Below are 24,862 nucleotides of genomic sequence, written 5' to 3' on the forward strand. Positions count from 1 at the left end.
CGAAAGGGTGACGAAATAGTGACGATGGATTCAACGAAAGTCGTAAACGGTGCGTTTTGCAAAGTGTATCATGACGGCGTATGGCTAACGTACGTCACCTCATTTAGCGCATCAGTGAGTGTAAGCTACGAAGATATTAAGCGAGCAGGGACGAGGTGGGTCGGTAAGAAGGCAACGTCACTGTCCGGTGAGGGCTCGATGACAGGTTACAAGCTAACGCACGACCTCACAAAGCTGATTTCGCGCGTAGGGGACGACGTGAGTTCTCCGTACGTGACCGAGTTGTTGGTCGAGGTTAACGATCCGGAATCTCCGCAAGCGAAAGCGTTCATTCGATTTAAGCAAGTTCAATTCGAAGCGGTTCCGATTCTGGATTACGAGGTCAATTCGGTCGTTGAAGAGGAACTAAACTTTACATTTAGCGGTTTTGAGTTCGTTTAATACAATAAGATAACGAAAGGTGGACGAATAGATGGGCGAAATTAACGCATTAGACGCATTGTTAGCGGCGGATTTAAACGTAGAGGAGCAAGTTTTTATGAAGCGACTCAATGCGTATTTTACGGTTAAGGCGATTGATGGCGAAACGTTGACGCAACTTCGCGAGGCGGCGTCGCATTTCGAAGGTAGGGGCGCGAAAAGACGCAAAGTAATTGACGAAAACAAGCTAGCGGCGGCAGTGATCGCGGCTGCGTGTGTGTCGCCAGACTTTCGAGCGAAGCCTTTGATGGAGAAGCATGGCGCTAAGACGGTGGACGAGTGCGTGCAGAAAGCGTTGTTTGCGGGTGAAATCGTTAAGTTACAGCAAACAATTCTTGAATTGTCCGGATTCGATGACGAGGACGACGAGAAAATTGAAGAAGTAAAAAACTGATTAGGGCGGGAGGCAAAGCGTATTTGCTTCACCGTCTTTTTCAGTTGCACCATATTCCGCCGGATGAGGTATACGCGAAGGACCCACGACACCGATTGTTCTTGTACGCGAGTGAGCTTTTGGTGATCGAAGAAGAACGCGAGCAAGAGAAAGCACGCAAGAGCAGGAAGGGAGGTCGGCAGTAGTTGGCAATTAATTTGGTCGCGTCGCTTAGTTTTCAGGACAGGTTTACGAGCAAATTCAAACGGGCGTTGACGAACGTTGAAGACTTTTCAGTTGCAGCGCGTAAAGCAGAAAGGTCTACCGGCATGCTGACCTCCGGCTTCAAGTCGGCGGCACTCGCGGCAGGCGGTCTTATTGGCGTCATGGGAGCGACGGGTCTTGCCGGGTCCATCGTTAAAATAGGTGCCGAGTTCGACTCGCAAATGTCGAAAGTAAAAGCGATATCGGGCGCGACAGCCGAAGAGTTCAGCGCCTTACGTAACGAAGCGAAACGGCTAGGTGCCGCAACTGCTTTTACCGCGAAACAAGCCGGTGAGGGTATGGAGTACCTCGCATTAGCCGGATGGAAGACGAACGATATCCTATCCGCCATGCCCGGTATGCTCGACCTCGCTGCGGCGGGCGGACTTGACCTCGGACGAGCCGCCGATATTACCTCGGATACCATGCAAGCGTTCGGCATTAGCGCGGATAAAGCTACACACGCAGCGGACGTATTTGCTTACGCTCAAGCTAACGCGAATACCAACGTTGAGCAGATGGGTGAAGCGATGAAATACGCGGCGCCAGTTGCGAATGCACTCGGATGGTCGCTCGAAGAAACCGCGGCGGCACAAATGGCGCTAGCCGACTCCGGGATCAAAGGGTCACTCGCTGGGCAGGCGTTCTCGTCCTCACTCGCGCGACTTGCGAAACCAACGCGTCAAATGAGCAATGTAATGAACAGGCTCGGAATCGAGTTTTTCGACGCGAAAGGCAACATGAAGTCGATGCCGGACGTTATCAAAGAGCTCGAAAAAGGTACTGCCGGACTGACACAGCAACAACGATCCGCCGCAATCTCCGCGATTTTCGGTGCAGAGGCGTATAAGCACTGGGCGGTATTGCTCGAGCGCGGCTCTGGACCACTCGATGAAATGACGCACGCACTCGAAACCGCCGATGGAAAAGCGGCTGAGATGGCGAAAACCATGCTCGATAATCTAGGCGGTAAATTTGTTATCTTCATGTCCGCATTAGAGGGCGCGGCTATCGAAATCTACGAGAATTTCGAACCTGCACTGTCAAGTCTCGTCGAGAGCGCAACGGAAGTAGCGACTAGGCTTCCCGCAATGTTCGACGAATTCCTCCGTATTTGGCCTACGCTGAAAGAGTACATCATCGGTGCTGCAGTCGCTATCGGTACGTTTAAAGTCGGCATGACCGGTCTTACTATCATCGGAAAAGTGACGACGCTACTAAAGGCGTACCGAGCCGGAACGTTAGCGGCTGCACTCGCAACAACCAGTCTCAACACCGCATTACTTCTGAACCCGATGACGTGGGTAGTCGTAGGAATCGCGGCGTTAGTAGCGGCAGGCGTCGCTCTCTATCGAAACTGGGACACGGTAAAGGCGAAGGCTATCGAGTTGTGGGAACGTATGGGAGAGTACAAGATCGCGTTACTAGCGTTATTGGGACCATTCGGCGGAGTCGTAGCGGCGGGTATAGAGTTGTATAAGAACTGGGACACGATCAAGGAAAAAGCGGGGCAAGTCGGTTCATTCCTCAAGGGAGTATTTGTAAGCGCGATAAACTATGTTATCGATAGGATCAACGACTTGAGCGACACGTTTAACGCTGTCCTAAGTAAGATCGGCCTAGAGATTCCGAAAATATCGAGGATTGTGGTCGAGCAGGAAACCTCCGTAAAACAAATTGCCGGTCCAAAAGCGCCGCAAAAAGACTTCAATATGGTTACGTTTAAGCCAGGTATCGACGGCTCGCACTATCACGGTCTCGACCGCGTACCATACGACGGATATATGGTTCGCGCGCACAAAGACGAGACGATTCTCAATGCGGATGAGGCGCGTGATTATCGGAGTGGACGTGGTGGCGGCGGTGGCGGAGGAACCGTCACGATTACCGGCAATACGTTTTATGTCCGCGATGAAGGGGATATCGAAAAAATTGCGAACGAGCTGGCGAATCGGCTATAGGAGGTGGTGACGGTTGTCAAACGCTATTCAATTTTGGCTTTCGTACAACAACGGAGCCGAGCGGCTTCAACTTCCGGTGAACCCCGAATCTATCTCGATATCAAGTTCATACGGTTATGAAGACGTTCAAGTCTCGCAGTTAGGCGAATTCACCGTGATTGGTGACGCCAACTTGCGAGACTTTTCTTTTTCATCGTTCTTCCCACGAGCATACAGCCCGTCATATTGCGAGTACGAAGCGATTCCGGACCCGTGGACTGCCGTCGAAACTCTCGAACGTTGGCGCGATTCCCGTAAACCGTGCCGCCTGACCATTACGGGCACGCCGATCAACTATGCGGTGACCATTCGTAGCCTCGACATCGAGCCGGAGAAGGCAGGCAGTCCCGGTGACATTTACTTTTCACTCGCGCTGAAGGAGTACAAATTCGTGAGCATTCGAAAGGTCGATATGTCCGCGACTGGAAACGCGAAAGTGACTTCGCCATCTGTCCGCCCGCCATCTACGAAAGAGACTCCGGGAACTTACGTGGTCAAAAAAGGCGACACACTTTCGGGAATAGCCGCGAAAAACAAGCTGAACACGCGTGATTTACACGATAAGAATACGAAGGTAATCGGCAAGGACCCGAACAAAATATATCCGGGACAAAAGTTGGTGTTAGCATGACGGCGTGGGAAGTCTGGTATGACGACGCACCTATTCACGTTCAGTCCGCGAACTGGTCGGGCGATATTACGGGGCCGGCTCGCAAACTCGACGTTTCGCTCGTAAACACGACGGACGGGAGAAGAAAGGCATTTCCGATCGAACTCGGCAAGGAACTCCGACTTTACTCGGACGGCAAGGAGCTATTTCGCGGACTCTCGTTTACACATCAGATTGATGATCGTGGGAACATGTCCGTAACGGCATATGACGATAACATATATCTTACGAAGAATCAGGACACGCAGATTTTCCGAAATATGACCGCATCAGCAATCGTAAAGAAGTTATGCGGAGAGTTCGGGGTTCCTGTCGGACAGATTGACGATACGGGTTACGTAATACCTAAATTAGTCCTACGCGATAAGACGCTATGGGACATGATGATAACGGCGCTGACGGTTACGCAAAAGCAAACCGGACGGCGCTATTTTATTTGCTCGAAAGAGGGCAAGCTCCATTTGCTCGCAAGGAAAGAGCAGCCCGTACGGTGGGTTCTCGAAAATGGCGTGAATCTTTTGTCCGCGTCATATTCGCAGTCTATCGAGGACATGCGTACGCAGGTAAAAGTGATCGGTGGAGACGAGAAAAAGAAACAGTACGTGGCGGTCGTTAAAAACGAAGAATTAATCAAACGCTTCGGTATCATGCAACACCTTGAAAATGCGGACAACGACGCTACTAAATCGCAAGTCGAACAACTGGCGAAACAATTACTAAAGGACCTCGGCACGATTAACGATGACGCATCGATTGAAGCGCTCGGCATTTCGGAAGTTTACGCGGGAACTGGCGTTTATGTGCAGGAGTCGATGACGGAAATCATCGGCGGATATTACGTCTCAGTCGACTCGCACACGTTTGAAGGCGCAAAGCACACGATGTCGTTAACGTTAAGCGCGACGGACGATCTACCGACGATAGAATACGAACCGCCACCGGAACCAAAAGAGAAAAAGAAAAAAGGACGAAAGGGGAGAGAGTCAGTTGTCGATAAAATCTTCAAAGACGTCAAACCTCGGGGAACCTAGTAGGCTCGAAGGCGGTGGCGTAAGTAAGCTTCGGCAACGCATTAGTCAAATTGGCTACAACAAAGACGTCGACATCGAACTCGGCACCGTTCTTACGCCACTCCCGAATCTCACCGTACAGGTCGACGCTGACCAAAAGCTCGTCCTCACCACCGATGACCTCATCGTAGCCGAACGCCTGACCCGCCATAAGCGCATAGCGACGCTCTCACATAGCGAAGGTGCCGACCGCGATCTCGGCGACGGAAAGGCGACGGATTCATCTTCGGATGCATACGACCAGTCGTGGGATCACCGTTATATCGAATTAACGTTCGAGGACGTACTCAAGCCGGGCGACCGCGTTATCTTAGCGTCAATCAACGAGGGGCAGACGTTCGTTGTCGTAGATCGGGCGGTGACGTACTGATGGCGTTATCTCCATTACAGCGCGTTGAGGAACGTGTTATTCAAGCGGCACCCGCCGTTCAGCCGACGCTTACATACGCGTTAGACTTCGGCAACGGATCAATCGGCGGGCTTATCGAAGGCGAGGAAGCGATCCGTCAATTTATCCGCAAGGCGATCGTGACGGCGCGGTTCCGTTTTCCGATTTACGACGATGAGTACGGATGCGAACTCGAAGACTTGATCGGACAAGACGTTCCGATCGCGCTATTAAACGCAGAGATACCACGCGTGATTACCGAAGCGTTGATCTACGATGATCGGATCGACGCGGTATATAACTTTGATATCCAGAGAGACGGCGATAAACTGACCGTCTCTTTTTTCGTTGACACAGCGGACGGCTTAACGATCGAAACGGAGGAGGTGGTCTGATGTACGAAAATCAAACGAGAGACGCGATAAAACAGCGGATGCTCGATAACTCGCGTACGGACGTAGACAAGCGGCAGGGGGCGGTGACGTACGACTTGACTGCTCCGGCGGCGCCCGAACTAGAGCGGTTATGGATCGAATTGGACTCGGTGCTCGATAAGGGATTCGCGCTAAACCTAGACGGTACGCAATCATCATTCGGCGAGTGGTTGCGCAGACGATGCGGCGAGCTCGGTGTATACGCGAAGCCGTCCGAGAAGTCGAAAGGATTCGTAACGTTTACAGGCAACGAGGGTACGCGGATAACGACCGGAATGGAAGTATCGACGGACGGCGAGAATCCGGTTTATTTCGTTATCAAATCCGAGGGCGTGATCGTAAACGGCACCGTTACTCTCGCGGCAGAAGCGAAAGTGGGCGGTAAGTCCGGTAACGTACGAGAAGGCGCGATCAAGCTGACGCAGGGTAACATAACGGGAATCACCGGCGTTACGAATGAGCAGCCGTTTGGGGGCGGTATCGATGAGGAATCGGACGAAGCACTCCTCGCCAGATACCTCGATCGCGTCCGCAAACCGATTACGTCGGGCAACCGCCATCATTATCGTGCGTGGGCGATGGAAGTTACGGGTATCTCTGACGCGAAAGTATACGAGGTGTGGGACGGACCGGGAACGGTAAAAGTCGTATTGCTCGACGATAGAAAGCGTGCGCCGTCGGATGAGCTTATCGGCAAGGTCGTGGACCATATCGAGAGTGAGCGTCCCGTCAATGCGGAAGTAACCGTGGTGGGCGCGGCAGAAATACCGATCAATGTATCGGCGCGCATAACGCTAAATAGCGGTAAAACGATTGAGGACGCGACAACCGAGATAACCGACGCAATAACGGAGTATCTAACGAGTTTAGCGCTTGTTGATCCGGTCGTGCGGTATACACGCATTGCAGGAGCGATAGGAGACGCCTTGTCCGTGCTTGACTACGCGGATTTGACGGTGAATGGCGGTACATCAAACGTAATAGTCGGCGCTGATTCGGTCGCAGTTCTCGGGGCGGTGACGCTTAGTGTCTGACGCGATTAAAAAACGAATGCTCGACGCCCTGCCCCGTTACTACTACGAGTCGAAGGAAGCCGTTAACCTCATCGAGCGCGAGTCGGCGGAATTCGATCGCCTGAACGGTGATATCCGCGACGTACTCGACCAGTTCTTCGTAGGTACCGCGACGTGGAGCTTACCGCGTTGGGAGACGATAGTGGGCGTTAAGACCGATGTTAACAAGACGCTCGAACAGCGGCGCTCCATCGTTAAGGCGAAGTTACGCGGAACAGGAACGGTCACACTCGCGGTCCTCGAATCGATAGCCGACGCGTTCTTTACGGATGTGAAAGCCGAAGAGGAGCCGCGAAAGTATACGGTCGTCATCGTAGTCGGCGGGATTCCTCCGAACTTATACGACGCCTACGTTGCACTGCGCGAACTGGCTCCGGCTCATGTCGACGTTGTACTCGCGCCTATGCCGCGTGAAGCGGTCGAGGTTGTCGACGAAGTAACCGTCAGTTTGAAACGGTATCACACGATCGGCGAGTTACGCGTCGGCTATACGATCGGTAAAGACAAGCGGGAGGTGGCGCTTTAATGAACACGGGATATCTCGAAAGAATAGCGGAGGACATTGCGGCGCGTGCGACTTCGATCGTGCTGAACAATCAGACGGTACCAATCCGGTCGGTAAAACGCGACGGCGCTGCGGTTGTCGTGCGGACGGATTCAGTCAAGGGGATTGCGCGGATAACGTTGCTCCGGCTCTACGATGAGAAGGGCGGGCTGATAGCGGAACGGCACGCGGACGTAGCGGTTGACACGGGACAACGGCTAGAATTCCGGTTCGATTTCGCAGTACGAGAGGGGGCGCGTTGATGGCGTATAATGCGAAACTAGACTGGGAGTTTGACGATGATATTACGGAGCACGACGTCAATCGGTGGGAAAAGGGAATTGACGATACAAGCCGATTGGTAACGTTACATGACGCCGCGATTCAAACGTTACAGATCGATGTGAAAACGATGAAAGATGCGTTGTTTAACAACCTCAACAACAATATATTTTCCGGTAACTTTTCAACGTTAAACGACGTGGTTTTGACGGATGGATGGTATGACGAAACAGGGAAACGGTTGGTGGTCTAGTGTCAATTGGAAAAACGTGGATGACTTCGGATAACGGCCAAAGTGGAAGGGAAGGGGGAGAAACATGCCTGTAATAACGTTAACGAAAAGTAATGTTACTGTAAAAGATACTTATTTATATCAAGATGCACCAACTGGTAACTACGCCACATCATCGGTAATTGCAGTTGGTAATACTCCAACGGCGGTGGAAAGGGCATTACTAAAATTTGATTTAGGACTAATACCTAACGATGTCATAGTAAATAGTGCAACCTTAAAATTGGTAATGCACTCAAACGTGACGGCATCAAGGATAATAAACCTACACCCGATTACATCCGATTGGGTAGACACAACAGCAACATGGAATATTGCTCCATCATTTGATATTAATACAAAAGCAAGTATTACTGTACCTACGGTAGCGTCAACGTTAGATGTTGATGTTACTAATATAATCCAAAAAATGGTTAACGATAATCCAAACAATGGATTCTTGTTAAAGGATTCTGATGAAACTTCATTAAACTCAAATATTCTTTTTCATTCAACAAAAAGCACAATAACCGCAAAACAACCAACCTTAACCATCGACTACACAATACCGACAACAAAAAAAAAACAGGTGGAGTATGTTGGTAACGATGGAGATGTGTTCGGTAACACTATAGATATTAAAATACCAATTCCTTCAAGATCATTAAGTGGCGATTTGCTGGTTGTTCAGGCTGTCATTGCTGGTGATTTACTAGAATTACCGACTGGATGGGATGTAGTTCTAAACCACTATAATACAAGCACCCAAAGAAAACACATTATGCTTACTAAGTTCAAAAGTGATAATGATGGAAATGAGTTGATTTTGAAAAAGAGATCAACAGGGTATTATTTATGTCACATGCATTTGTTCAGAAATGTGAAAGCTATTTCGCAGAAAAATTCAGGAGCGGCTGTAAATAGTAACAAATTCGGTATTGGTAAAGATATAATCAACATACCTGAAAAATCAATGGCTGTGCTTATGAATACAGCTACAACTAACGTTTTTTTTACAAACCCACTTAACTTTTATACGGTTGGATTTGGTAATTCTTCAGAAGCAGGTTCCGTACACACTGGCGTTAGTTACTGCCATGACAAAACATCGTATAAAATGGATGAATTAACAAGTGTATCGTCTAATTCGACCTATGGATATTCGACCATATTAATATTAGAGCCGATTAACAACAACGTACCAACATTAACACTAACAAGCCCTACCAATAATCAACTATTGACCGAAGGAAATGTGCTATCGATTGAAGGCTCGGTTTCTGACGCGGACAACGGAAATGTCGTCACAACTAAATATCGAATCAACGCAGGGCCAGTAAGGGCGATCGCCTCCGGAGTATCCGACGGAAGCACGCCTATTTTATTTGCTAAAACGTTAAAGTACAGCAACAAACGCCTTCTCGACGGCACTACCGATATCGTCGGTATTGACCTCGCGGAAAACACCGACCATACGCTGACCGTTTGGAGTGAGGACGACCAAGGTGGCAAGTCTGCCGAAGTCACCCGTACATTCCGCGTAGTATGGAATCGTCCGCCCGTCATCAGCGGCACGAACGAAGACCTCGGCGTATTAACCGCGTCACCTTCGTTAAAGTACAGCGCGAATGATCCCGAAGGCGATGCGTTCACAATTTCGGAGAAGGTCAACGGAAAGGTTATACGCACGTTCCCCGGCGAGTCTGGCGTGGAATACACGGTGACTATTCCGAATGACGCGTGGCTACGGCTGTCCCTCATCGACGTCAACACGCTAACCGTCGAGGCAACCGATAGCAACGGACTGACTTCGGTGCGCGCGTACACCTTCCGACGCACAGCGGATAAGATCGCGTTTCAACTAGCGGAGCCGTTCATTACTGACATCGCTGCCAAGCGTATGATCGTATCGATTGACGCGACGATACCGACGGGCGCGGATTATACCGTTGAGGTGACGAATAATGCGTTTGACACCGAGCCAACGTGGGAGAACGCGACGGCTGCCGCAAAGTTTAACCAAAAGTATCTATTCGAAAACACCGAGAAGACGGCGGATGAGTGGGGCGTGAACTTGCGTATGGAGTTTACGAAAGGGATCGCGACAGAGTTCGTAGTCATACGGGGATTCGGGGGTGCGTTTGACTAATGGAACTTTTACACCCGAAAGCATTGTCGGAGATTGAGCAAGAGAAGCAAGCCGGGCAGTTGCCGTTACTGACGTTAGGGCAAGAGGTCGCTCTGCAAAAGATTGAACTCGCGCAGAAAGACTACTTGATTCAGGCGTTTGGGCGTGAAATAGCTACACTAAAATTCGAACTCATACAACTGAAAGGTGGCGGAGCATAATGGAATTTTGGAGAATTGCGTTCACTTACAGGTGGGTAACGTCGGAGCAACTAAGACTCGCGGTGAAAACGGAGACTAGTCCGTACGGTGACATCACGCCTGAGCAATACGAGGAGATTACCGGAAAGAAATTTTAATACTGTAAATGGCGGTGATTCCGTGGAATTAGACGTACTCAAATATTTTCTAACGCAGGGACCGTTCGCGGTCCTTTTCGTTTATCTTCTACTATCTACGCGTAAGGATGGGAGCCTCCGCGAGCAAAAGCTAATGGACCATAACGAACGAATGGTCGTACAACTAGAAAAAAATACGGCTACTTTACAGCAGATAGAACGTAGTTTGACGGGGTTAGAGAGCGATGTCCAAGACCTAAAAGATAGGGTGAAATAGATGTTCATATCGCAAATCGCACCGTTGGCCGTCGCGGAACACAAGCGGACAGGCGTACCGGCATCGCTCACACTCGCGCAAGCAATCCTCGAATCAAAGTCGGGCACGTCCGAACTCGCGGTAAACGCCCGTAACCTATTCGGAATCAAAGGCGTCGGCACAGCGGGCAGCTACGATAAAGTTTCGGCTGAATTCGTTGACGGCGAGCAGATCGAAGTGAAATCGGCATTCCGCAAGTATAACGATTGGCCGGAGAGCGTACGCGACCACTCCGACTTCCTACTCAAGCCGCGCTATCAGAAGGTGCTTAACGCCGATTGGCGGACGGCTTGTATCGAAGTGGTACGGGCTGGCTACGCGACCGATCCGGTTTATTTACCGAAACTAATACGTATTGTCGAAGAACACAAATTATACGAATACGACGTTAAGGGGGCGGTTCCTATTATTTTGATAATTGATCCGGGTCATGGCGGTAGTGACCCCGGTGCTGTCGGCAACGGTCTACGCGAGAAAGATCTGACGCTACAGTTCAGCGTTTACCAGTATGAACGGCTCAAGGCGCTAGGCGTTCCGGTTGCTCTAACGCGGAGTACGGACGTTGCGTTGACACCGACGCAGAGGACGAAGATTGTACGCGATTCTGGCGCGAAATACTGTATCTCGAATCACATCAACGCGGGCGGTGGAGAAGGCGTCGAAGCGATCCACTCCGTTTACGCGACGGATAAAGTTGCGTCGGCACTCACGCAAGCCGTCGTTAGTTGCGGTCAGAAGTTCCGCAAAGTATATACGAGAAAAGGCGCGGACGGACGCGACTACTACTTTATGCACCGCGACACTGGCGTGACTGACACTACGATTATGGAATACGGTTTTATCGATAACGCAACGGATGCGACGCGTTTGAAAGCGAACTGGAAGTCGTATGCGGAAGCGGTGGTCAAGGCGTTCTGTTCCGTTATCGGACATAAATACGTTGCGCCTACGAGTGAATCGCCTGCGGATGACTTAGCGGTCTTACAGGCGCACGGAATCATCAACACGCCGGACTATTGGCGGAAGAACGCGGTCAAAGGCGGTAAAGTTGACGGTGAGTACGCGGCTATATTAATCGGCAAGATGGCGGGTCACTTACGAAAATAAGGAGGCGTTTACGTGGACTTAACATACGATATTGCAACGTTGGCGGCGATAGTGGCGGCACTTACGGGAGTCGCAAAAGGGTTCGGAGTGCCGTCGAAGTATGCACCGTTGGTGGCGATTCTACTATCGGGCGTGTTCGTGTTCATACCGGACGGCGCGATAAGAGACAACCTATTGACGACGGTGATCGTAGGGCTGACGGCGGCGGGTGCGTACAGCTACGTTAAGCCGGGGAATGACGAAATGAAAACGAAATAAATTACGCCCTCTGACGGTAATAAATCCGTTGGAGGGCGGTTTTTTGTTTGCATATACGGTGGCGTCCGGTGTATAATAAGAACAAACGTTCTATAATCGGAGGTCTTACGAATGAAAACGGAACGCACGAAGATAGACGACTTATTCGGCTCAATGCGGCTAATCTTACCGGAACACCGCGAAGCCTACCTAAAGTTTAAACGGGAGCAGAGCCTCGTACCGAAGCCGGACTTAGAATACGATGAAATTGCGGAGATCAACGACGCGCTTACGGAAAGCAAGCGTTATTCATGGCCGTTGACACTACGCGTATGGCAGCCGATTAACGGGGACCGCGGCGAGATAGGCGAGGTGACGGGAGTGGTGCGGTCGCTCGACCCGGTGTTACGTCAAGTACGGATTATACACGAAGACGGGACGGGTACGTGGGTGGATATGTGGAGGATCGCGGGGATGGAGCGCTAGCACCTGAGTCTAGCGCGTCTCCCTTTCGTTATTTCAACGCATACTTATCTAAACTTTAAATTTCCGCGTTTTTTCTGATTGCCCTTGTCCAATAAAGACGTTACTGGACTAGCGACTTCATGGTACTCGGATAGGTCTCTATTAGCGTATCGAACATACTTCTCCGTCATGGTGATTGAAGTGTGGCCAAGGATGCGCATAAGTGCGATTGGCTCCCCATGCTGCCGTAAGAATTTTATAGCAAAGTAATGACGGAATGTATGCGGAGAAACGCGAACCCCAGTTATTCCTGCTTTCTTTGCATATTTTTTTAGCATTTTTGAGAATGTATCAGCAAAATATCTCGCACCAAACTGAGTAAGCCACAGGTAATCATTTGAATCAACATTCATAAAATTAATTAGTTGCTCAATTTCTTTTGCAGTAATTATTGATATGGGAAGAGTTCTAGCTGTACGTGTTTTAGAGATTTCTGCACGGATTGAAATTTGTCTTAACTTGAGGTCAATATCAGATATCTTTAAGTTAGTTAGTTCTCCGACGCGACATCCCGTGTCACACAACACCAATATCATTACATAATCTCTTAGGCCCGTATATACACGTTTATTAGGAGCCCCAAGCAATTTTAGAACATCGTCGTCACTAAATATTTCAAAAGTCTCTTTGTCTTGTGTTTGATAGCTAATATTATCCATTGGTGAAGACGGCATGATCCGTTCACTTACTAGGTGATTAAAAAATACTCGAAGATTACGAATGTTATTGTTGACAGTTCGCGTCGATAATCCTTTTTGCCCCGTCGGATTTGTTGGGTGGTCGTCCCATTTCTCCTTCTCGTACGTTAAGTAGGAAATGTACTCGCGCATGATGTCAGGAGTAAAAACGTTGAACTCCCGTTCTGTAGCCCATTTCACAAATTGCGATAGACACTGTGCGTAGGCCTCGATGGTTCTAGGAGACCTACGTTCTGACTTTTTAATCGCGAGGTAGTCACGAATCTGTTTGTCGAGATCGATCTCTCTGGCGGGTTCTACGCGTGAGATAAAATTGAATTTAGCGGTCATAATCGTACCAAACCTTTCCAATAAATTTTACCGACACGTTCCGATAAGCTAACGCAAAGTTTATTGGAATTGTAAACTTACGCACCTGTTCACGCCTAATTTAACGGGTGTCCCATACAAAGGCGAAGCCAACGAATAGTGAGTTTATTGCTATGGTGGCTGACAAGCTGCGGATTGAGGCGAAGATTAGTTAATTGTAGTCAGGGCAATATTGAATGTGTCAATTTCAAATGCAAGGATGGCTTTATCTGAATTGACAAACCAACTACCACTTGTTTATTGGTCTTTTAAAAAGCCGATAAAGGAGTGGTATTTTTGATTAATTGTGAAGATGTAGTGATCTTTTCAAACATATGGTAAAGTAGAAAAAATAATATGGTAATGAAAGGGTATGAATAGGTAAATGAACGTTTCAGCAATTGCTTTGGATTTGGATGGAACATTCTTAGATTCCAACAAAAAAGTGAGTAGTCGAAATTTGCGAGCAGTTTTAAATTGTCATAAACAAGGTGTACCAATAGTTGTTGCTACTGCTCGCCCTCCAAGAGCAGTTAAAGATATTCTTCCTAAACAATTACAGGAAATCGGAATAATGATTTATTATAATGGTGCGTTAGTAATTAGTGAAAAAATGAAAATAAGGGAACATTACCCTATCGAATCTACAATAACTACTGAATTGATTGATTACTTAATGACAAGCGAAAGTGATCCAAACCTTTCTGTCGAAGTTGAGGACAATTGGTTTAGTAATAAAGAGTTGGACTATACCGAACTTATGAAGGTTAAGACGAATCCACATATTCTTGCGTTAGAGGAACTTCGCCAATTATCTGCTTCTAAAGTGCTACTATCTAATTTCAAAGGAACTGATAAATTACTTGAACGTTTCGGACAAAGGGTCAATATTATTGTCACAGATACTGGCGAACTAATTCAAATAGCTTCAAAAGAGGTATCGAAAGAAAATGCAGTTTCAAAAATATGTGAAAGACTAGGGATTCCTGTTGACAATGTTATGGTTTTTGGGGATGACTACAACGATTTAGGTTTATTCAAATTATGTGGCTATCCTATTGCTATGGGGAACGCAGTACAGGAGTTAAAGCAAATCGCATACGAAGTAACTGAATCGAATGATAATGATGGTGTTGCGGTTGTGTTAGAACGAATACATAAGCGTAAGCAAAAAGATTAATACATTGATGAAATAAGGAATACAGAACCGCTGACCGCTGTAGAAACATGAAAACAACGCCATTGCTTCGGTAGACACCCGAAACGAAGGCGTTTTTTTCGCATAAGAGAGAATCAATGGGGAGGCTTGGGAGAAAATGCACTCTCTTAAAAAAATAAACTATAACACCAACGTCCACACTGGTTTGAGTACGATTTATTCAAAAAGGAACCTGTAAGGTTAGACCCTGTTCTTTAGAATAGACCATGTTAGATTTATTCGTATTCGTAGAATCTTCTACTTCAACCAAAATCCCTGTATGGATACAAAAAAGATAAATAAAGAAACAATAATACTCATATACCCCCAAATTCCTTTTCTATCTTTTTGAAGTTCAATAAACCCACTTGCTAACATAAATGCTCCTAAGAACAACATTAAATACGGCATCAACTCAAAGTCTTTTGTTATTAGATTATAACCTGATATAACAATAACGATGATTCCTAAAATAACTCTAATAAGTTTAATCAAATTATTGTAACCCCCTTTCATTTCAAAAATTGATACGTTCTTAATGATTGATAGGTTTCATTAATTGGAAATATAACAGGTTCAAGGATTGGTTTGCTCCAACAATGGTAAATACATATAATAGATAGTTGAGTATAAGTAATAACATCAGAGGAGAAAAATATAAATGACTGATAATGTTAATTGGAAAAGTGGGGCTTGTGGACATAAATTTGTAGCTTCATTTAGTGGTGGAAAGGATAGTACTTTAGCTTTATATAAAGCAATGAAGGATGGAGAAGCGGTTGGACTAATCGTAATGATGGAAGAGGAAGGCAAACGTTCAAGATCCCACGGATTGCCTCCAGATTTATTACGTGCCCAAGCTGAATCAATAGGATTACCTATATGTAGTGCCGCAGCAAGCTGGGCAGATTATGAAGAAGTTTTTATGAGCCTTTTAGAAAAAGCTAAAAGTCTGGGAGCAGAAGTGTTAGTAACGGGTGATTTGGATATGCCAGAACATGGTTGTTGGCATGATAAGGTTACGAAAAATGCCGGGTTAAAGCTTGGGATGCCGTTATGGGAAATGAATCATAAAGAAGCTGTGGAAGAGTTCCTTAATTTAGGCTTTGTAACGAAGATTGTAACTGTAAACTTATCGTTAGGAATGAAAGTAGAGGATCTAGGACGAACGTTAACCCATGAATATATTAAGGAGCTTGAAGAGCGTGGGGTTGACCCATGTGGAGAAGGTGGAGAGTTCCATACCACAGTAATAGATGGTCCCATTTTTAAGAATCCTATTCCTGTGCGTGAATGTGAGATAATAAAAGAGGGAGAGTATGCTTTCTTACCTCTGGAGCTAGATAAGAACTAGATTGATGTATGAAAATAAAATGAACAGTTTGGAAACAAATACGCTAGTCTTTCGGGATTAGCGTTTTTTCTTTTAAAAACACTTCTGGAGAATCATTCAGAAAATAGTTATAATTTTGAGGAATAGGGGGGTGCAAAGCTTTTTGATACTTATTTTATTGAAGGGTCTGATTCCTGTTTCACTAGGAATTTCACCACTTGGTGATCCTAAAGTAGTAGTAGATGAATATTACACAGATATACTTAATGCAAACTATAAAGTCGCTTATGAATCTTTATTAGATAGGGATAAAGGAAAAGTAACGAAAGAAGAGTATGTGTATTACATGGAACTTGCTGAAGAGATCAGTCCACTAAAAAATTGAATATGAGCTCGTACTTACACGATATGATTTTTTTGAAGATAAGCAATTCAAAGAAACAAAGAAAAGAATAGTCATAGCTGAAAATGGTGAATGGAAGATAGATACAAATTACAATTATGCCAATGGAATTGCAATCCTACAAACGGATATAGGTTGGATGCATAATCAAGGTATAGGGAAAAAAGATCTAGATCTTGTAGAAGCGGTCGAATGGTTTAATAAAGCAATTAAACAAGATATGATATATTCTGATGCCTATTATGGCCTTGCAGTAACCTATGGAGAATTAGAAAGATACGAGGAAGCGATAGAAATCGGTAAGAAGTATGTTGATATGGTGATGATTTCGTCAAGGGAGTGTTGCGCATGCCAGGATGTATTACCGATGTGCCGGGAATAAAGGTAGGGCAAATACAAAATGAGGAAGCCTTAACAGGTTGTACAGCTATTCTTACTGAACAGGGAGCTGTCTGTGGCGTTGATGTACGTGGTGCTGCGCCAGGAACAAGAGAAACGGATCTGCTTTCTCCAATCAATATGGTGCAAGAGGTCCATGCAATCTGTCTTTCAGGAGGCAGTGCTTACGGTCTGGATGCGGCAAGTGGAGTAATGCGCTATCTGGAAGAACAGGGCATGGGACTTCAGGTTGGATTTGGAGTTGTTCCTATTGTACCGGCTGCTGTTTTATTTGATTTATCTGTAGGTAATCCCAAGGTACGTCCTGATGCAACGATGGGGTATGAAGCAGCAAGTGTAGCAAGTTCCTCTCCCATTAAACAAGGGAATGCAGGTGCTGGCTGTGGTGCCAGTGTGGCAAAGGTTGCTGGATTTGATCGGGCGATGAAAGGTGGAATCGGAACGGCTTCTCGCACGCTCTCAAACGGTGTAGTAATTGGTGCAATTGTTGCAGTAAATGCGGTTGGTGAGGTAAGAGATCCTAGAACAGGTGAAGTGCTGGCAGGAGTTCGTTCAGATGATGGTACCTTGTTAGACATATATACGTGTATGGAAAAAATGGCATTTTCACTGCTTGAAGCAAAGCATGACGTACCTTCTCCCGGTACGAACACAACAATTGGGGCAATCGCTAGCAATGTGGCTCTAACGAAAGCAGAAGCGAATAAAATTGCCCAAATGGCTCATGATGGATTTGCTCGTACGATTTACCCTGTACATACGATGCATGATGGGGATACGATTTTTGCTCTGGGAACGGGAGGCGAACGAATGCCAGTAGATCTAATCGGAGCGATCGCAGCAGAAGTAATGGCGGAAGCAGTGGTGAACGCAATAACCCATGCAACAGATGCGGGAGGTCTTCCTAGTTGGAAAAGTAGAGTAAAACTGTCAAAATAGCTTTTTCAAGAGGTTTTTTGGAATGTGTTGGTTCTACACTTCAAAGGGATATAGATGGTGTTAATTATTACGAAATGAGGTAAGTTTGGAAGTATAATTTCATAAAAAACCCGAATGGAGGTATGAAAATGTCACACATGTTTACTCCTTACCATATCAAATCGTTAGAGTTGAAAAATCGGGTTGTGATGGCTCCCATGTGCCAATACAGCGTAACGAAAGAGGACGGAATCCCTAATGAGTGGCATTTTGTCCATTATACGAGCAGAGCAGTTGGTGGGGCAGGGCTGATTATTATCGAAATGACTAATGTTGAACCAGATGGTCGCATTTCGAATAACTGCCTCGGATTATGGTCGGATGAACATATTCCTGCTTTTTCACGAATTATTAAATCGTGTCAGCAATATGGCTCTAAAGTTGCTATCCAGATTGCTCATGCAGGAAGAAAAGCGGAAGATGCGAAACAGCCTGTTGCTCCATCTGCTATTGCATATAGTGAGAAGTATAACACTCCTCGTGAACTCTCCACAGAGGAAGTTAAGGGAATGGTAGAAAAGTATAAAGCGGCAGCCAGACGTGCCGTGGAGGCTGGCGTAGACAGCATTGAATTACATGGGGCACATGGCTATCTGATCCATCAGTTTCACTCTTCCTTAACAAATAAGCGTGATGACGAATATGGCAAACGCCTTACATTATTTGGTGAAGAAGTGGTACGAGCAGTGAAAAGTGTGATGCCAGAAGATATGCCTTTGATCATGCGTGTGTCTGCTAAAGAGTATGTCGAGAACGGATATGATTTGCCAGAAGCGATTGAATTCTGCCAGGCATATAAAGAAGCAGGCGTTGATGTATTCCATGTCTCATCGGGAGGCGAAGGCAAACCATTCAAAAAACTCTCCATGACTCCTGGGTACCAAGTAGAATTAGCAGAAAAAATGAAAGCTGCATTGAACATTCCAGTCATTGCAGTGGGTATTTTAGATGATCCAGCTCTTGCAGAACAAGTATTGGAAGAGAATCAGGCTGATCTTGTTGCTATTGGTAGAGCAATGTTACGTGAACCATATTGGGCTCTGCAAGCCTCCAGAATATTGGATGGTACTTGTGAACCCCCGAAGCAGTATATTCGAGGATTCTAATCGGAATAATCAGTTTATCAGCGTGCTATCTTTTTAAAGATGGCACGCTTTTTACACAATTAGCACGATCTTTATCATTCTTTACTGTAAATTAAGGTTAATTTTACTGGATATAAAAGCATATTATGCTACTATAAAGCGTATACCAACCGTAAAACAGCAAGAAGGTGAAAAAGACATGGATTCATCCCTACTTATTCTTTTGAAATTATTGTTATCAGCTTTCTTAGGTATTGTGATCGGAATTGAACGGGAATTGAAGCATAAACCTCTTGGATTGAAAACAAGTGTTATCATTTCCGTTACCAGTTGTTTATTAACGATCGTCTCGATTGAAGCAGCATTCATGTATGCAGAGACTTCAACTAATAATCGAACTGATCCCATGCGCCTTGCTGCTCAGATTGTGAGTGGAATAGGTTTTCTAGGTGCTGGTGTTATTCTGAGACGTAATAATGATGTGATTTCTGGACTAACTACAGCCGCAATCATCTGGTCTGCAGCAGGAATCGGGATCGCAGTAGGATCAGGCTTTTATTATGAAGCGGCATTAGGTGCAGGACTTATCTTGTTCTCTGTACAGGTGTTACCGTATTTAATAACAAGAATTGGTGTGAAAAAACTACAAGGGAAAGAGATGAAAATCAGACTTTTCCTTGAAGATCCTGAACTTATGACGACGATTATCGCTAGGCTGAAAAGAGAAGACATGGTAGTTAAGAACCTATGGATAAAAGATACGGATAAACAACGTGTACAGATAGATGTGAGACTGGTCGTGTATGATCACGTGTATATAACTGATATCTATCACATGGTTCATGACATAAAAGGTGTCGTACGTGTTGAAATAGATAGTTGATTGAACAATTCAGATGAATAATTAGAAAGAGAATAATACCACCCGTGCTGATTAATGTGCATGGGTGGTATATTTTCGTTCATCATACTATTTCTTTCGCGAAAGGGTAGTGGACTTTGGTGAGGTGATTTTGCCTTGAAAGGCAAGTGCTGCTTCTGATACCTGATTATTAGCGGCTACTTTATCGCTACCCTCTCCACTTACATAATCCGGTGATGTACCTGATTGGTATGAATGATACATACTCTGATTCACATGGACCGTTCCTCCATCTCCGGTGCCAGCCACATATACGGGCATTTCCCCAGCTCCCATAACGGAATGAGCAGAAGCTGGTCGAGAGAATGATGAAGAATAGGGTTGTCTATTCTGATTCATATAGGCCTGCTCAATTAATTGGGCTTGTTTTGCATGAAGTTCAGCATGCTGACGGTGAGCAAGAGCCTGTTGCTCATGGGCTTGTGCTTGGTTGATATGCGCTTCGGCCTGCTGCTTATGTGCATACATTTGTTGATGGTACTGAGATGCAAGCGTGTGCATATGAGATTTCTCCTCTCACTTTATCGGCGTCCTGGTTTTGTTTGTGTTTCTTTTCCCATCGTGTTGGATGAACGTGTTTGAGATGGGTTTTCCTTATTTCCTTGTTCATTTTTTACACCGTTATGTTTGGACATATAGATAACATCCTTTCTGCATCTGTATAAAAAGCCTGCATTGATATAATTCCCGTTAAGACATTTCATGAGTATTACAGTTTTTCCCGCAGAACAATTAAGAGGATGTACGCGATCAAATAATGGTTTGGGTGAAAAATCAATACGACTACAACTTGATAATAATATGGAAGAAGATTATGGTAACAATAGGAAAAGATGTTGTCAGATGAGGAAATAGAGAAAAGAAAAGGAGGGGGTTACATGCCTATAGATTTCCATGATCAATCAAACCTGCATACATATGCAAATCGAGAGGTAACTACAAGTTGGCAAGATTTTTTGTCAAAATGGGTAGATCTTACGAATAAGAAGGTTCTTGATGCAGGATGTGGAGGAGGCATTTACACTCGAAAACTTGTTGAATTAGGAGCAAGGGAAGTTGTCGCGATGGATTATTCGTCAACAATGCTTGAAGCAGCAAGAAATACATGTCAGGATCTTCCGCAAGTTTCTTATCATCATGGAGATATGTGTAATACAGGACTTTCTGGCGAACAGTTTGATCTGGTTTTTTCTAGAGCCACCATCCACCATATTAGGGATCTTCCCACTTGTTTTACGGAGCTATATCGTTTAATTCGTAAGGGTGGTGTCTGTATCATTCAAAACAGAACGATGGAAGATGTCGTAAGACCAGGAAGTAAGGAACATGTACGCGGTTATTTATTTGACTTTTTTCCTGAGCTAATGGAAACGGAAAAAGGACGGCGACCGGAGCGTGAACAGATTGTACAAACATTAAAAGAAGCAGGTTTTACGCGCGTAGATACCGAGAGAATTTTAGAAGTTCGCCAAATATATAACGGATTTCAACCATACAAGGAAGAACTACTAACAAGAAAAGGTCGCTCCATCCTTCATGAATTGAATGACGAGCAACTAATCGAATACGTAGAAAAACTAGAATCTGTCTTGGGAAAAGAAGAAATATTGATTGAACAGGATAGCTGGACATGCTGGATTGCTAGGAAATAATCAAAAATAACGAATGAAATTAAATACACTAATTTATACAAAAATTTTGAATAACGTGTACATAATTTCTATTGCGACTTGTTTAAAAATTTTATACATTATATAATGATTTTGCCATTGTTTGTTAAGAATGAGAAGGAATACTAGCATGAAGGAGGTTGAATTCGTATGACATGGATCATGCCTGTTACCATGTATATCATTACACTATTTATTTTGGCGGGAATCTATCGTTCTTTCAAAGTGCGTAATTATTTTGCAGTAGGGTTTGGGGCCGTATCTTTCCTTGTATTTGCAGTTGTAGATTATGCTATTATCCAAACGACTTTTTTCCCTTAAACCGCTTGGAATGAAATAACGAAATAATGAGAAAATAAGAGGGGCGTTTGCTGTTAGGGCAAATGCTTCTTTTTTGTGTTCCGTTATTAGGTTCCTCAGATAACTTCAAGTTAGGTTTTAGGGGGGAGATCCCCACTGTTCCACCACATAAAAGAATGAGACCAGCCAATATCATCCATACTACTACTAGGAGGTGGTACGGATGAGCGGTTCAGTAAAACATACAGGCAGGATCGAAGGAAAACTGTTAGCAGATCCTGTTACCAAACATCTTTGCCATCGATTAAAAAGGGGCGAGATTGCTTTTATCGCCCATGAAAATTTAGATAGGACTACTGCTGAATCGTTGGCTGCAAAAAGAGTGAAGGCTGTCATTAATGCTAGATCCTTTTTGACTGGCAAACAACCTGCGGACGGCGCTCAGTTATTATTACAGCATGGGATTCCCATGTACGAATGGACCGAATCAGGTACCCATTGTTTACATACGTTTTTAGCATCAATACCGGATTATGTTGAAGCATATCTTGATGATCATACTTTATCTCTTTCGCAAGCAACTAATCCTGCAATCCATTTATCCATTCAGCAGCTTACATCAGAAATCATAACGTATCGAAAAACCACGCACAAAGAAATAACTGACTTACAAATAAATTGTTTTATCAGTAACACAATAGATCATGCAAAACGGGAGGCAGAGCAGCAACAATTTCATGATACCCAAAAATCTCCACTTCCGATTCAAACCACTGTGTCAGGCAGATATGTCGTTGTGGTTAACCGAGGTCCGATGTGTCGTGCCGATCTACAGGTAATTCGACCAATGCTAAAAAAATTACAGCCTTTGTTTATTGCTGTTGATGGTGGAGCAGATATTTTACGGGACTATGATATACAACCAGATCTCATTATTGGCGATATGGACAGTATTTCAACTGAAGCCTTACAAAGTGGAGCTGAACTGATTGTCCACGCATATCCCGATGGAAGGGCTCCAGGTGTAGCTAGATTGAACGAATTACAGCTAGCTTATCAACCATTTGCAGTTGCAGGAACGAGTGAAGATGCGGCCCTGTTATTTGCGGATAAACATGGAGCGAAGGCAATTGTATGTTTGGGGAGTCATTCCAACATCCATGATGTGATGGAAAAAGGACGTGAGGGCATGGGAAGCACCTTGCTGACACGAATGCGAATAGGGCATAAGATTATTGATTTGAAAGGGATTCATCAGCTCATACCTCCCGTCAAACAATGGCAAAGCCCGAGCTGGATGGTTGCGTCCCTGTTACTTGTACTCCTAACAGGTTATTTCATTAGAGAGCAATTTCATGCAATTAGTGTCTTTCTGAGAGACTATCTGCCTAATTCGTTATAAGTATGGACCGTTCATGGTAAGGAGAGGACATATACATGCATAAGGCAAGTGTAATTATCCCCGCATACAATGAAGCTGATTATTTACCACTTACATTAGTCGCATTGAAAAAACTCTCTACCATCGGTGAAATTATCGTTGTTGATGACGGGAGTAATGACGACACCTTTCATGTTGCTAGAAGGTTTACGGAGCATGTCATTCGCTTGCCTATTAATCGAGGAAAAGGAGCTGCACTTGAAGCAGGCTGGAAACAAGCAACTCATCCGTACCTTCTATTTCTGGATGCAGATTTAGGAGCAAGCGCTACTCATGCCGAACTATTGCTGCAACCAGTAATCGATGGGAAATGCGATATGGCTGTAGCTCTCTTGCCTAAATCTAACAAGAAATCAGGATTGGGATTTGTGAAAAGAACGGCACAAATGGGAATCAATCGCTTGACACATAGGAAGATGAATGCCCCTTTGTCCGGGCAAAGAGCGTTACATCGTGACATGATTTCCTACATCCAAAACCCAGACTGTCGTTTCGGAATAGAAATTTCGATGACAATCGATCTGCTGCAAGCAGGTTTTCACATTATTGAAACACCTGTTCCATTCTCTCATCGGGTATCTGGGAATAACCTGCCGGGTTTTTTGCATCGAGGACAAGAATGGTGTGACATTACACGTGTCCTTGTAGGGAAATGGCGTAGTGAAGGGTATGGTAAATAATCATGGTACCTTCCATTAGCCTTTTCGTACTGGCGTTTCTAATGCCTGTGATATTACACGAGCTTATTAGTAGCAGAGGGATATCTATATTGTTAAAACAAGGAATGGTTGAGTTTAATTTTAGAGGTGAGAGGCTGCCAACAGCTACAGGGTGGTTTTTGGTTTGCTACATTTCGGTAAGTGTTTTGTTCCTAGCGACTTTGCTATCGATTAAGGGAAACGATCTAATATCTTGGAAGATTCTTCTCCTGTTTCTTGTTGGTTCAATAGCTATTGGATTCTTAGGTTGGTTAGATGATAGCAAGCAGGATTATCGGAATAAAGGGATTGTGGGTCATCTTAGGGCATTTCTGTCGGATGGTTATATGACTAGCGGAATGATCAAGGCGCTCGTAGGCAGTTTCCTCTCAATTATCATCTCGCTCACTTTATCCAGCAATTTTTTCCTGGCAATTCTTAATGCCCTCTTACTTGGCATCTCCTTGAATTTTATTAATTTGTTTGATATCCGACCTGCAAGAGCCATTAAGGTTTTTTGGATCTGCTTTATCTGCTTGTTCCTGTTGGCTCCTATCTTATTCACTACAATTCCTTTCGTGTTTGTTTTACCTGTGGTCAGCGCTACATGGCTCATGTTTCAAATGGATGCCAGTGGTGAAGTGTTGCTTGGAGATACCGGCAGTAATTACTTGGGGTTTTTACTGGGGTTCTGTTTGATTTTTATTACGAGTATTTGGATAAAAACAGCACTGATACTCATCTTATTCGTACTACAGATAGCCGCAGAGAGATATTCCTTTAGTAGATGGATTAGTAAGAATGATATAGTAGATAAAATCGATCGTTTCGGTACAATTAGACAAAAATAAAGCTTCCCCGACACCGATAAATGGGAAGCTTTTCATCAA

Annotated in this window: 34 protein-coding genes and 1 pseudogene; 32 read left to right on the top strand and 3 right to left on the bottom strand. The window is 45.1% G+C overall.

Translation table 11 applies throughout. The annotated features are described in order from the left end of the window. Positions 1-24: 24 nt before the first annotated feature. The 19 genes from LM917_RS03890 (at position 25) to LM917_RS03980 (ending at position 12,460) form a co-directional block, all read left to right on the top strand. Positions 25-441, top strand: coding sequence for a phage tail tube protein (locus LM917_RS03890; RefSeq protein WP_232696549.1), 417 nt, complete (start codon positions 25-27; stop codon positions 439-441). Positions 442-472: 31 nt separating this feature from the next. Beyond that, positions 473-874: a phage tail assembly chaperone gene (locus LM917_RS03895; RefSeq protein WP_232696178.1), complete on the top strand. Its 402-nt coding sequence runs from the start codon at positions 473-475 to the stop codon at positions 872-874. 23 nt (positions 875-897) lie between these two features. Beyond that, positions 898-1,059: a hypothetical protein gene (locus tag LM917_RS03900; RefSeq protein ID WP_232696179.1), complete on the top strand. Its 162-nt coding sequence runs from the start codon at positions 898-900 to the stop codon at positions 1,057-1,059. After that, positions 1,060-3,078, top strand: coding sequence for a phage tail tape measure protein (locus tag LM917_RS03905; protein WP_232696180.1), 2,019 nt, complete (start codon positions 1,060-1,062; stop codon positions 3,076-3,078). 13 nt (positions 3,079-3,091) lie between these two features. Further along, entirely contained in the window at positions 3,092-3,748 is a 657-nt protein-coding gene (locus tag LM917_RS03910) for a LysM peptidoglycan-binding domain-containing protein (protein ID WP_232696181.1), read from the top strand. Further along, on the top strand, positions 3,745-4,818 hold the full coding sequence (locus LM917_RS03915) for an XkdQ/YqbQ family protein (RefSeq protein WP_232696182.1): 1,074 nt from the start codon (positions 3,745-3,747) through the stop codon (positions 4,816-4,818). The genes LM917_RS03910 and LM917_RS03915 overlap by 4 nt, the downstream gene beginning before the upstream one ends. Further along, on the top strand, positions 4,775-5,227 hold the full coding sequence (locus LM917_RS03920; RefSeq protein ID WP_232696183.1) for a DUF2577 domain-containing protein: 453 nt from the start codon (positions 4,775-4,777) through the stop codon (positions 5,225-5,227). The genes LM917_RS03915 and LM917_RS03920 overlap by 44 nt, the downstream gene beginning before the upstream one ends. Then, complete coding sequence (locus tag LM917_RS03925) at positions 5,227-5,640, top strand: DUF2634 domain-containing protein (protein ID WP_232696184.1); 414 nt, start codon at positions 5,227-5,229, stop codon at positions 5,638-5,640. The genes LM917_RS03920 and LM917_RS03925 overlap by 1 nt, the downstream gene beginning before the upstream one ends. Then, positions 5,640-6,713, top strand: a complete 1,074-nt coding sequence (locus tag LM917_RS03930; protein WP_232696185.1) for a baseplate J/gp47 family protein — start codon at positions 5,640-5,642, stop codon at positions 6,711-6,713. Before LM917_RS03925 ends, LM917_RS03930 begins: the two co-directional genes overlap by 1 nt. Further along, positions 6,706-7,278, top strand: a complete 573-nt coding sequence (locus tag LM917_RS03935; RefSeq protein WP_232696186.1) for a putative phage tail protein — start codon at positions 6,706-6,708, stop codon at positions 7,276-7,278. Before LM917_RS03930 ends, LM917_RS03935 begins: the two co-directional genes overlap by 8 nt. Next, positions 7,278-7,559, top strand: coding sequence for a hypothetical protein (locus LM917_RS03940; protein ID WP_232696187.1), 282 nt, complete (start codon positions 7,278-7,280; stop codon positions 7,557-7,559). Before LM917_RS03935 ends, LM917_RS03940 begins: the two co-directional genes overlap by 1 nt. Next, positions 7,559-7,831: a hypothetical protein gene (locus LM917_RS03945; protein WP_232696188.1), complete on the top strand. Its 273-nt coding sequence runs from the start codon at positions 7,559-7,561 to the stop codon at positions 7,829-7,831. The genes LM917_RS03940 and LM917_RS03945 overlap by 1 nt, the downstream gene beginning before the upstream one ends. 64 nt (positions 7,832-7,895) lie before the next feature. After that, positions 7,896-9,998, top strand: a complete 2,103-nt coding sequence (locus LM917_RS03950) for a DNRLRE domain-containing protein (RefSeq protein WP_232696189.1) — start codon at positions 7,896-7,898, stop codon at positions 9,996-9,998. Then, the gene (locus tag LM917_RS03955; RefSeq protein ID WP_232696190.1) at positions 9,998-10,198 is read left to right on the top strand and encodes a hypothetical protein; all 201 of its coding nucleotides are present in this window, start codon (positions 9,998-10,000) and stop codon (positions 10,196-10,198) included. Before LM917_RS03950 ends, LM917_RS03955 begins: the two co-directional genes overlap by 1 nt. After that, positions 10,198-10,335 carry an XkdX family protein gene (locus LM917_RS03960; RefSeq protein ID WP_232696191.1) on the top strand — a complete coding sequence of 46 codons (138 nt, stop codon included), beginning with the start codon at positions 10,198-10,200 and terminating at the stop codon, positions 10,333-10,335. The genes LM917_RS03955 and LM917_RS03960 overlap by 1 nt, the downstream gene beginning before the upstream one ends. Before the next feature lie 22 nt (positions 10,336-10,357). Beyond that, positions 10,358-10,591: a BhlA/UviB family holin-like peptide gene (locus LM917_RS03965; protein ID WP_232696192.1), complete on the top strand. Its 234-nt coding sequence runs from the start codon at positions 10,358-10,360 to the stop codon at positions 10,589-10,591. Further along, complete coding sequence (locus LM917_RS03970; RefSeq protein WP_232696193.1) at positions 10,592-11,737, top strand: glucosaminidase domain-containing protein; 1,146 nt, start codon at positions 10,592-10,594, stop codon at positions 11,735-11,737. 12 nt (positions 11,738-11,749) lie between these two features. Next, positions 11,750-11,995, top strand: a complete 246-nt coding sequence (locus LM917_RS03975; RefSeq protein WP_232696194.1) for a hypothetical protein — start codon at positions 11,750-11,752, stop codon at positions 11,993-11,995. 111 nt (positions 11,996-12,106) lie between these two features. Beyond that, positions 12,107-12,460 carry a YolD-like family protein gene (locus LM917_RS03980; protein ID WP_232696195.1) on the top strand — a complete coding sequence of 118 codons (354 nt, stop codon included), beginning with the start codon at positions 12,107-12,109 and terminating at the stop codon, positions 12,458-12,460. Between the two features lie 44 nt (positions 12,461-12,504). On the opposite strand, the gene LM917_RS03985 is transcribed toward LM917_RS03980, so the two are convergent. Then, positions 12,505-13,527: a tyrosine-type recombinase/integrase gene (locus LM917_RS03985; RefSeq protein ID WP_232696196.1), complete on the bottom strand. Its 1,023-nt coding sequence runs from the start codon at positions 13,525-13,527 to the stop codon at positions 12,505-12,507. A gap of 107 nt (positions 13,528-13,634) precedes the next feature. Between LM917_RS03985 and LM917_RS03990 the strand changes: the two are divergent. Together LM917_RS03990 and LM917_RS03995 are read left to right on the top strand one after the other, a co-directional pair. Beyond that, positions 13,635-13,721: pseudogene (locus LM917_RS03990) on the top strand (sporulation transcription factor Spo0A); the annotation flags it as partial. A 209-nt stretch (positions 13,722-13,930) separates the two neighbouring features. Further along, positions 13,931-14,725: an HAD family hydrolase gene (locus tag LM917_RS03995; protein WP_232696197.1), complete on the top strand. Its 795-nt coding sequence runs from the start codon at positions 13,931-13,933 to the stop codon at positions 14,723-14,725. A gap of 276 nt (positions 14,726-15,001) precedes the next feature. On the opposite strand, the gene LM917_RS04000 is transcribed toward LM917_RS03995, so the two are convergent. Next, positions 15,002-15,238: a DUF3953 domain-containing protein gene (locus tag LM917_RS04000; RefSeq protein WP_232696198.1), complete on the bottom strand. Its 237-nt coding sequence runs from the start codon at positions 15,236-15,238 to the stop codon at positions 15,002-15,004. A gap of 166 nt (positions 15,239-15,404) precedes the next feature. Between LM917_RS04000 and LM917_RS04005 the strand changes: the two genes are divergently transcribed. From LM917_RS04005 to LM917_RS04030, 6 genes are all read left to right on the top strand, one after another. Next, complete coding sequence (locus LM917_RS04005) at positions 15,405-16,097, top strand: Dph6-related ATP pyrophosphatase (protein WP_232696199.1); 693 nt, start codon at positions 15,405-15,407, stop codon at positions 16,095-16,097. Between the two features lie 142 nt (positions 16,098-16,239). Then, complete coding sequence (locus LM917_RS04010) at positions 16,240-16,461, top strand: hypothetical protein (RefSeq protein WP_232696200.1); 222 nt, start codon at positions 16,240-16,242, stop codon at positions 16,459-16,461. Between the two features lie 157 nt (positions 16,462-16,618). Beyond that, a complete protein-coding gene (locus tag LM917_RS04015) occupies positions 16,619-16,861 on the top strand; it encodes a tetratricopeptide repeat protein (RefSeq protein ID WP_232696201.1) in 243 nt (80 codons plus the stop codon). Next, on the top strand, positions 16,828-17,817 hold the full coding sequence (locus LM917_RS04020) for a P1 family peptidase (RefSeq protein ID WP_232696202.1): 990 nt from the start codon (positions 16,828-16,830) through the stop codon (positions 17,815-17,817). Before LM917_RS04015 ends, LM917_RS04020 begins: the two co-directional genes overlap by 34 nt. Before the next feature lie 128 nt (positions 17,818-17,945). Then, the gene (locus LM917_RS04025) at positions 17,946-18,962 is read left to right on the top strand and encodes an NADH:flavin oxidoreductase/NADH oxidase (RefSeq protein WP_232696203.1); all 1,017 of its coding nucleotides are present in this window, start codon (positions 17,946-17,948) and stop codon (positions 18,960-18,962) included. A 178-nt stretch (positions 18,963-19,140) separates the two neighbouring features. Beyond that, a complete protein-coding gene (locus tag LM917_RS04030; protein ID WP_232696204.1) occupies positions 19,141-19,824 on the top strand; it encodes an MgtC/SapB family protein in 684 nt (227 codons plus the stop codon). 87 nt (positions 19,825-19,911) lie between these two features. Here LM917_RS04030 and LM917_RS04035 read toward each other — a convergent pair whose 3' ends face one another. Further along, positions 19,912-20,364, bottom strand: a complete 453-nt coding sequence (locus LM917_RS04035; protein ID WP_232696205.1) for a hypothetical protein — start codon at positions 20,362-20,364, stop codon at positions 19,912-19,914. Positions 20,365-20,741: 377 nt separating this feature from the next. On the opposite strand from LM917_RS04035, the gene LM917_RS04040 reads away from it, so the two are divergent. The 5 genes from LM917_RS04040 to LM917_RS04060 all read left to right on the top strand — a co-directional run bounded on the left by LM917_RS04040 (position 20,742) and on the right by LM917_RS04060 (position 24,823). After that, positions 20,742-21,515, top strand: a complete 774-nt coding sequence (locus tag LM917_RS04040; RefSeq protein WP_232696206.1) for a class I SAM-dependent methyltransferase — start codon at positions 20,742-20,744, stop codon at positions 21,513-21,515. A gap of 168 nt (positions 21,516-21,683) precedes the next feature. Beyond that, positions 21,684-21,854 (top strand): DUF2759 family protein, encoded by a 171-nt coding sequence (locus tag LM917_RS04045; RefSeq protein ID WP_232696207.1) that lies wholly within the window; start codon positions 21,684-21,686, stop codon positions 21,852-21,854. A 202-nt stretch (positions 21,855-22,056) separates the two neighbouring features. Then, the gene (gene steA / locus LM917_RS04050) at positions 22,057-23,235 is read left to right on the top strand and encodes a putative cytokinetic ring protein SteA (RefSeq protein ID WP_232696208.1); all 1,179 of its coding nucleotides are present in this window, start codon (positions 22,057-22,059) and stop codon (positions 23,233-23,235) included. 35 nt (positions 23,236-23,270) lie between these two features. Next, a complete protein-coding gene (locus LM917_RS04055; protein WP_232696209.1) occupies positions 23,271-23,954 on the top strand; it encodes a glycosyltransferase family 2 protein in 684 nt (227 codons plus the stop codon). 89 nt (positions 23,955-24,043) lie between these two features. After that, on the top strand, positions 24,044-24,823 hold the full coding sequence (locus LM917_RS04060) for a hypothetical protein (RefSeq protein WP_232696210.1): 780 nt from the start codon (positions 24,044-24,046) through the stop codon (positions 24,821-24,823). The last annotated feature ends 39 nt before the right edge of the window (positions 24,824-24,862 follow it).

Origin of the sequence: Brevibacillus daliensis, assembly GCF_021245735.1 — a bacterium.
Taxonomy (GTDB): Bacteria; Bacillota; Bacilli; order Brevibacillales; family Brevibacillaceae; genus Brevibacillus_B; species Brevibacillus_B daliensis.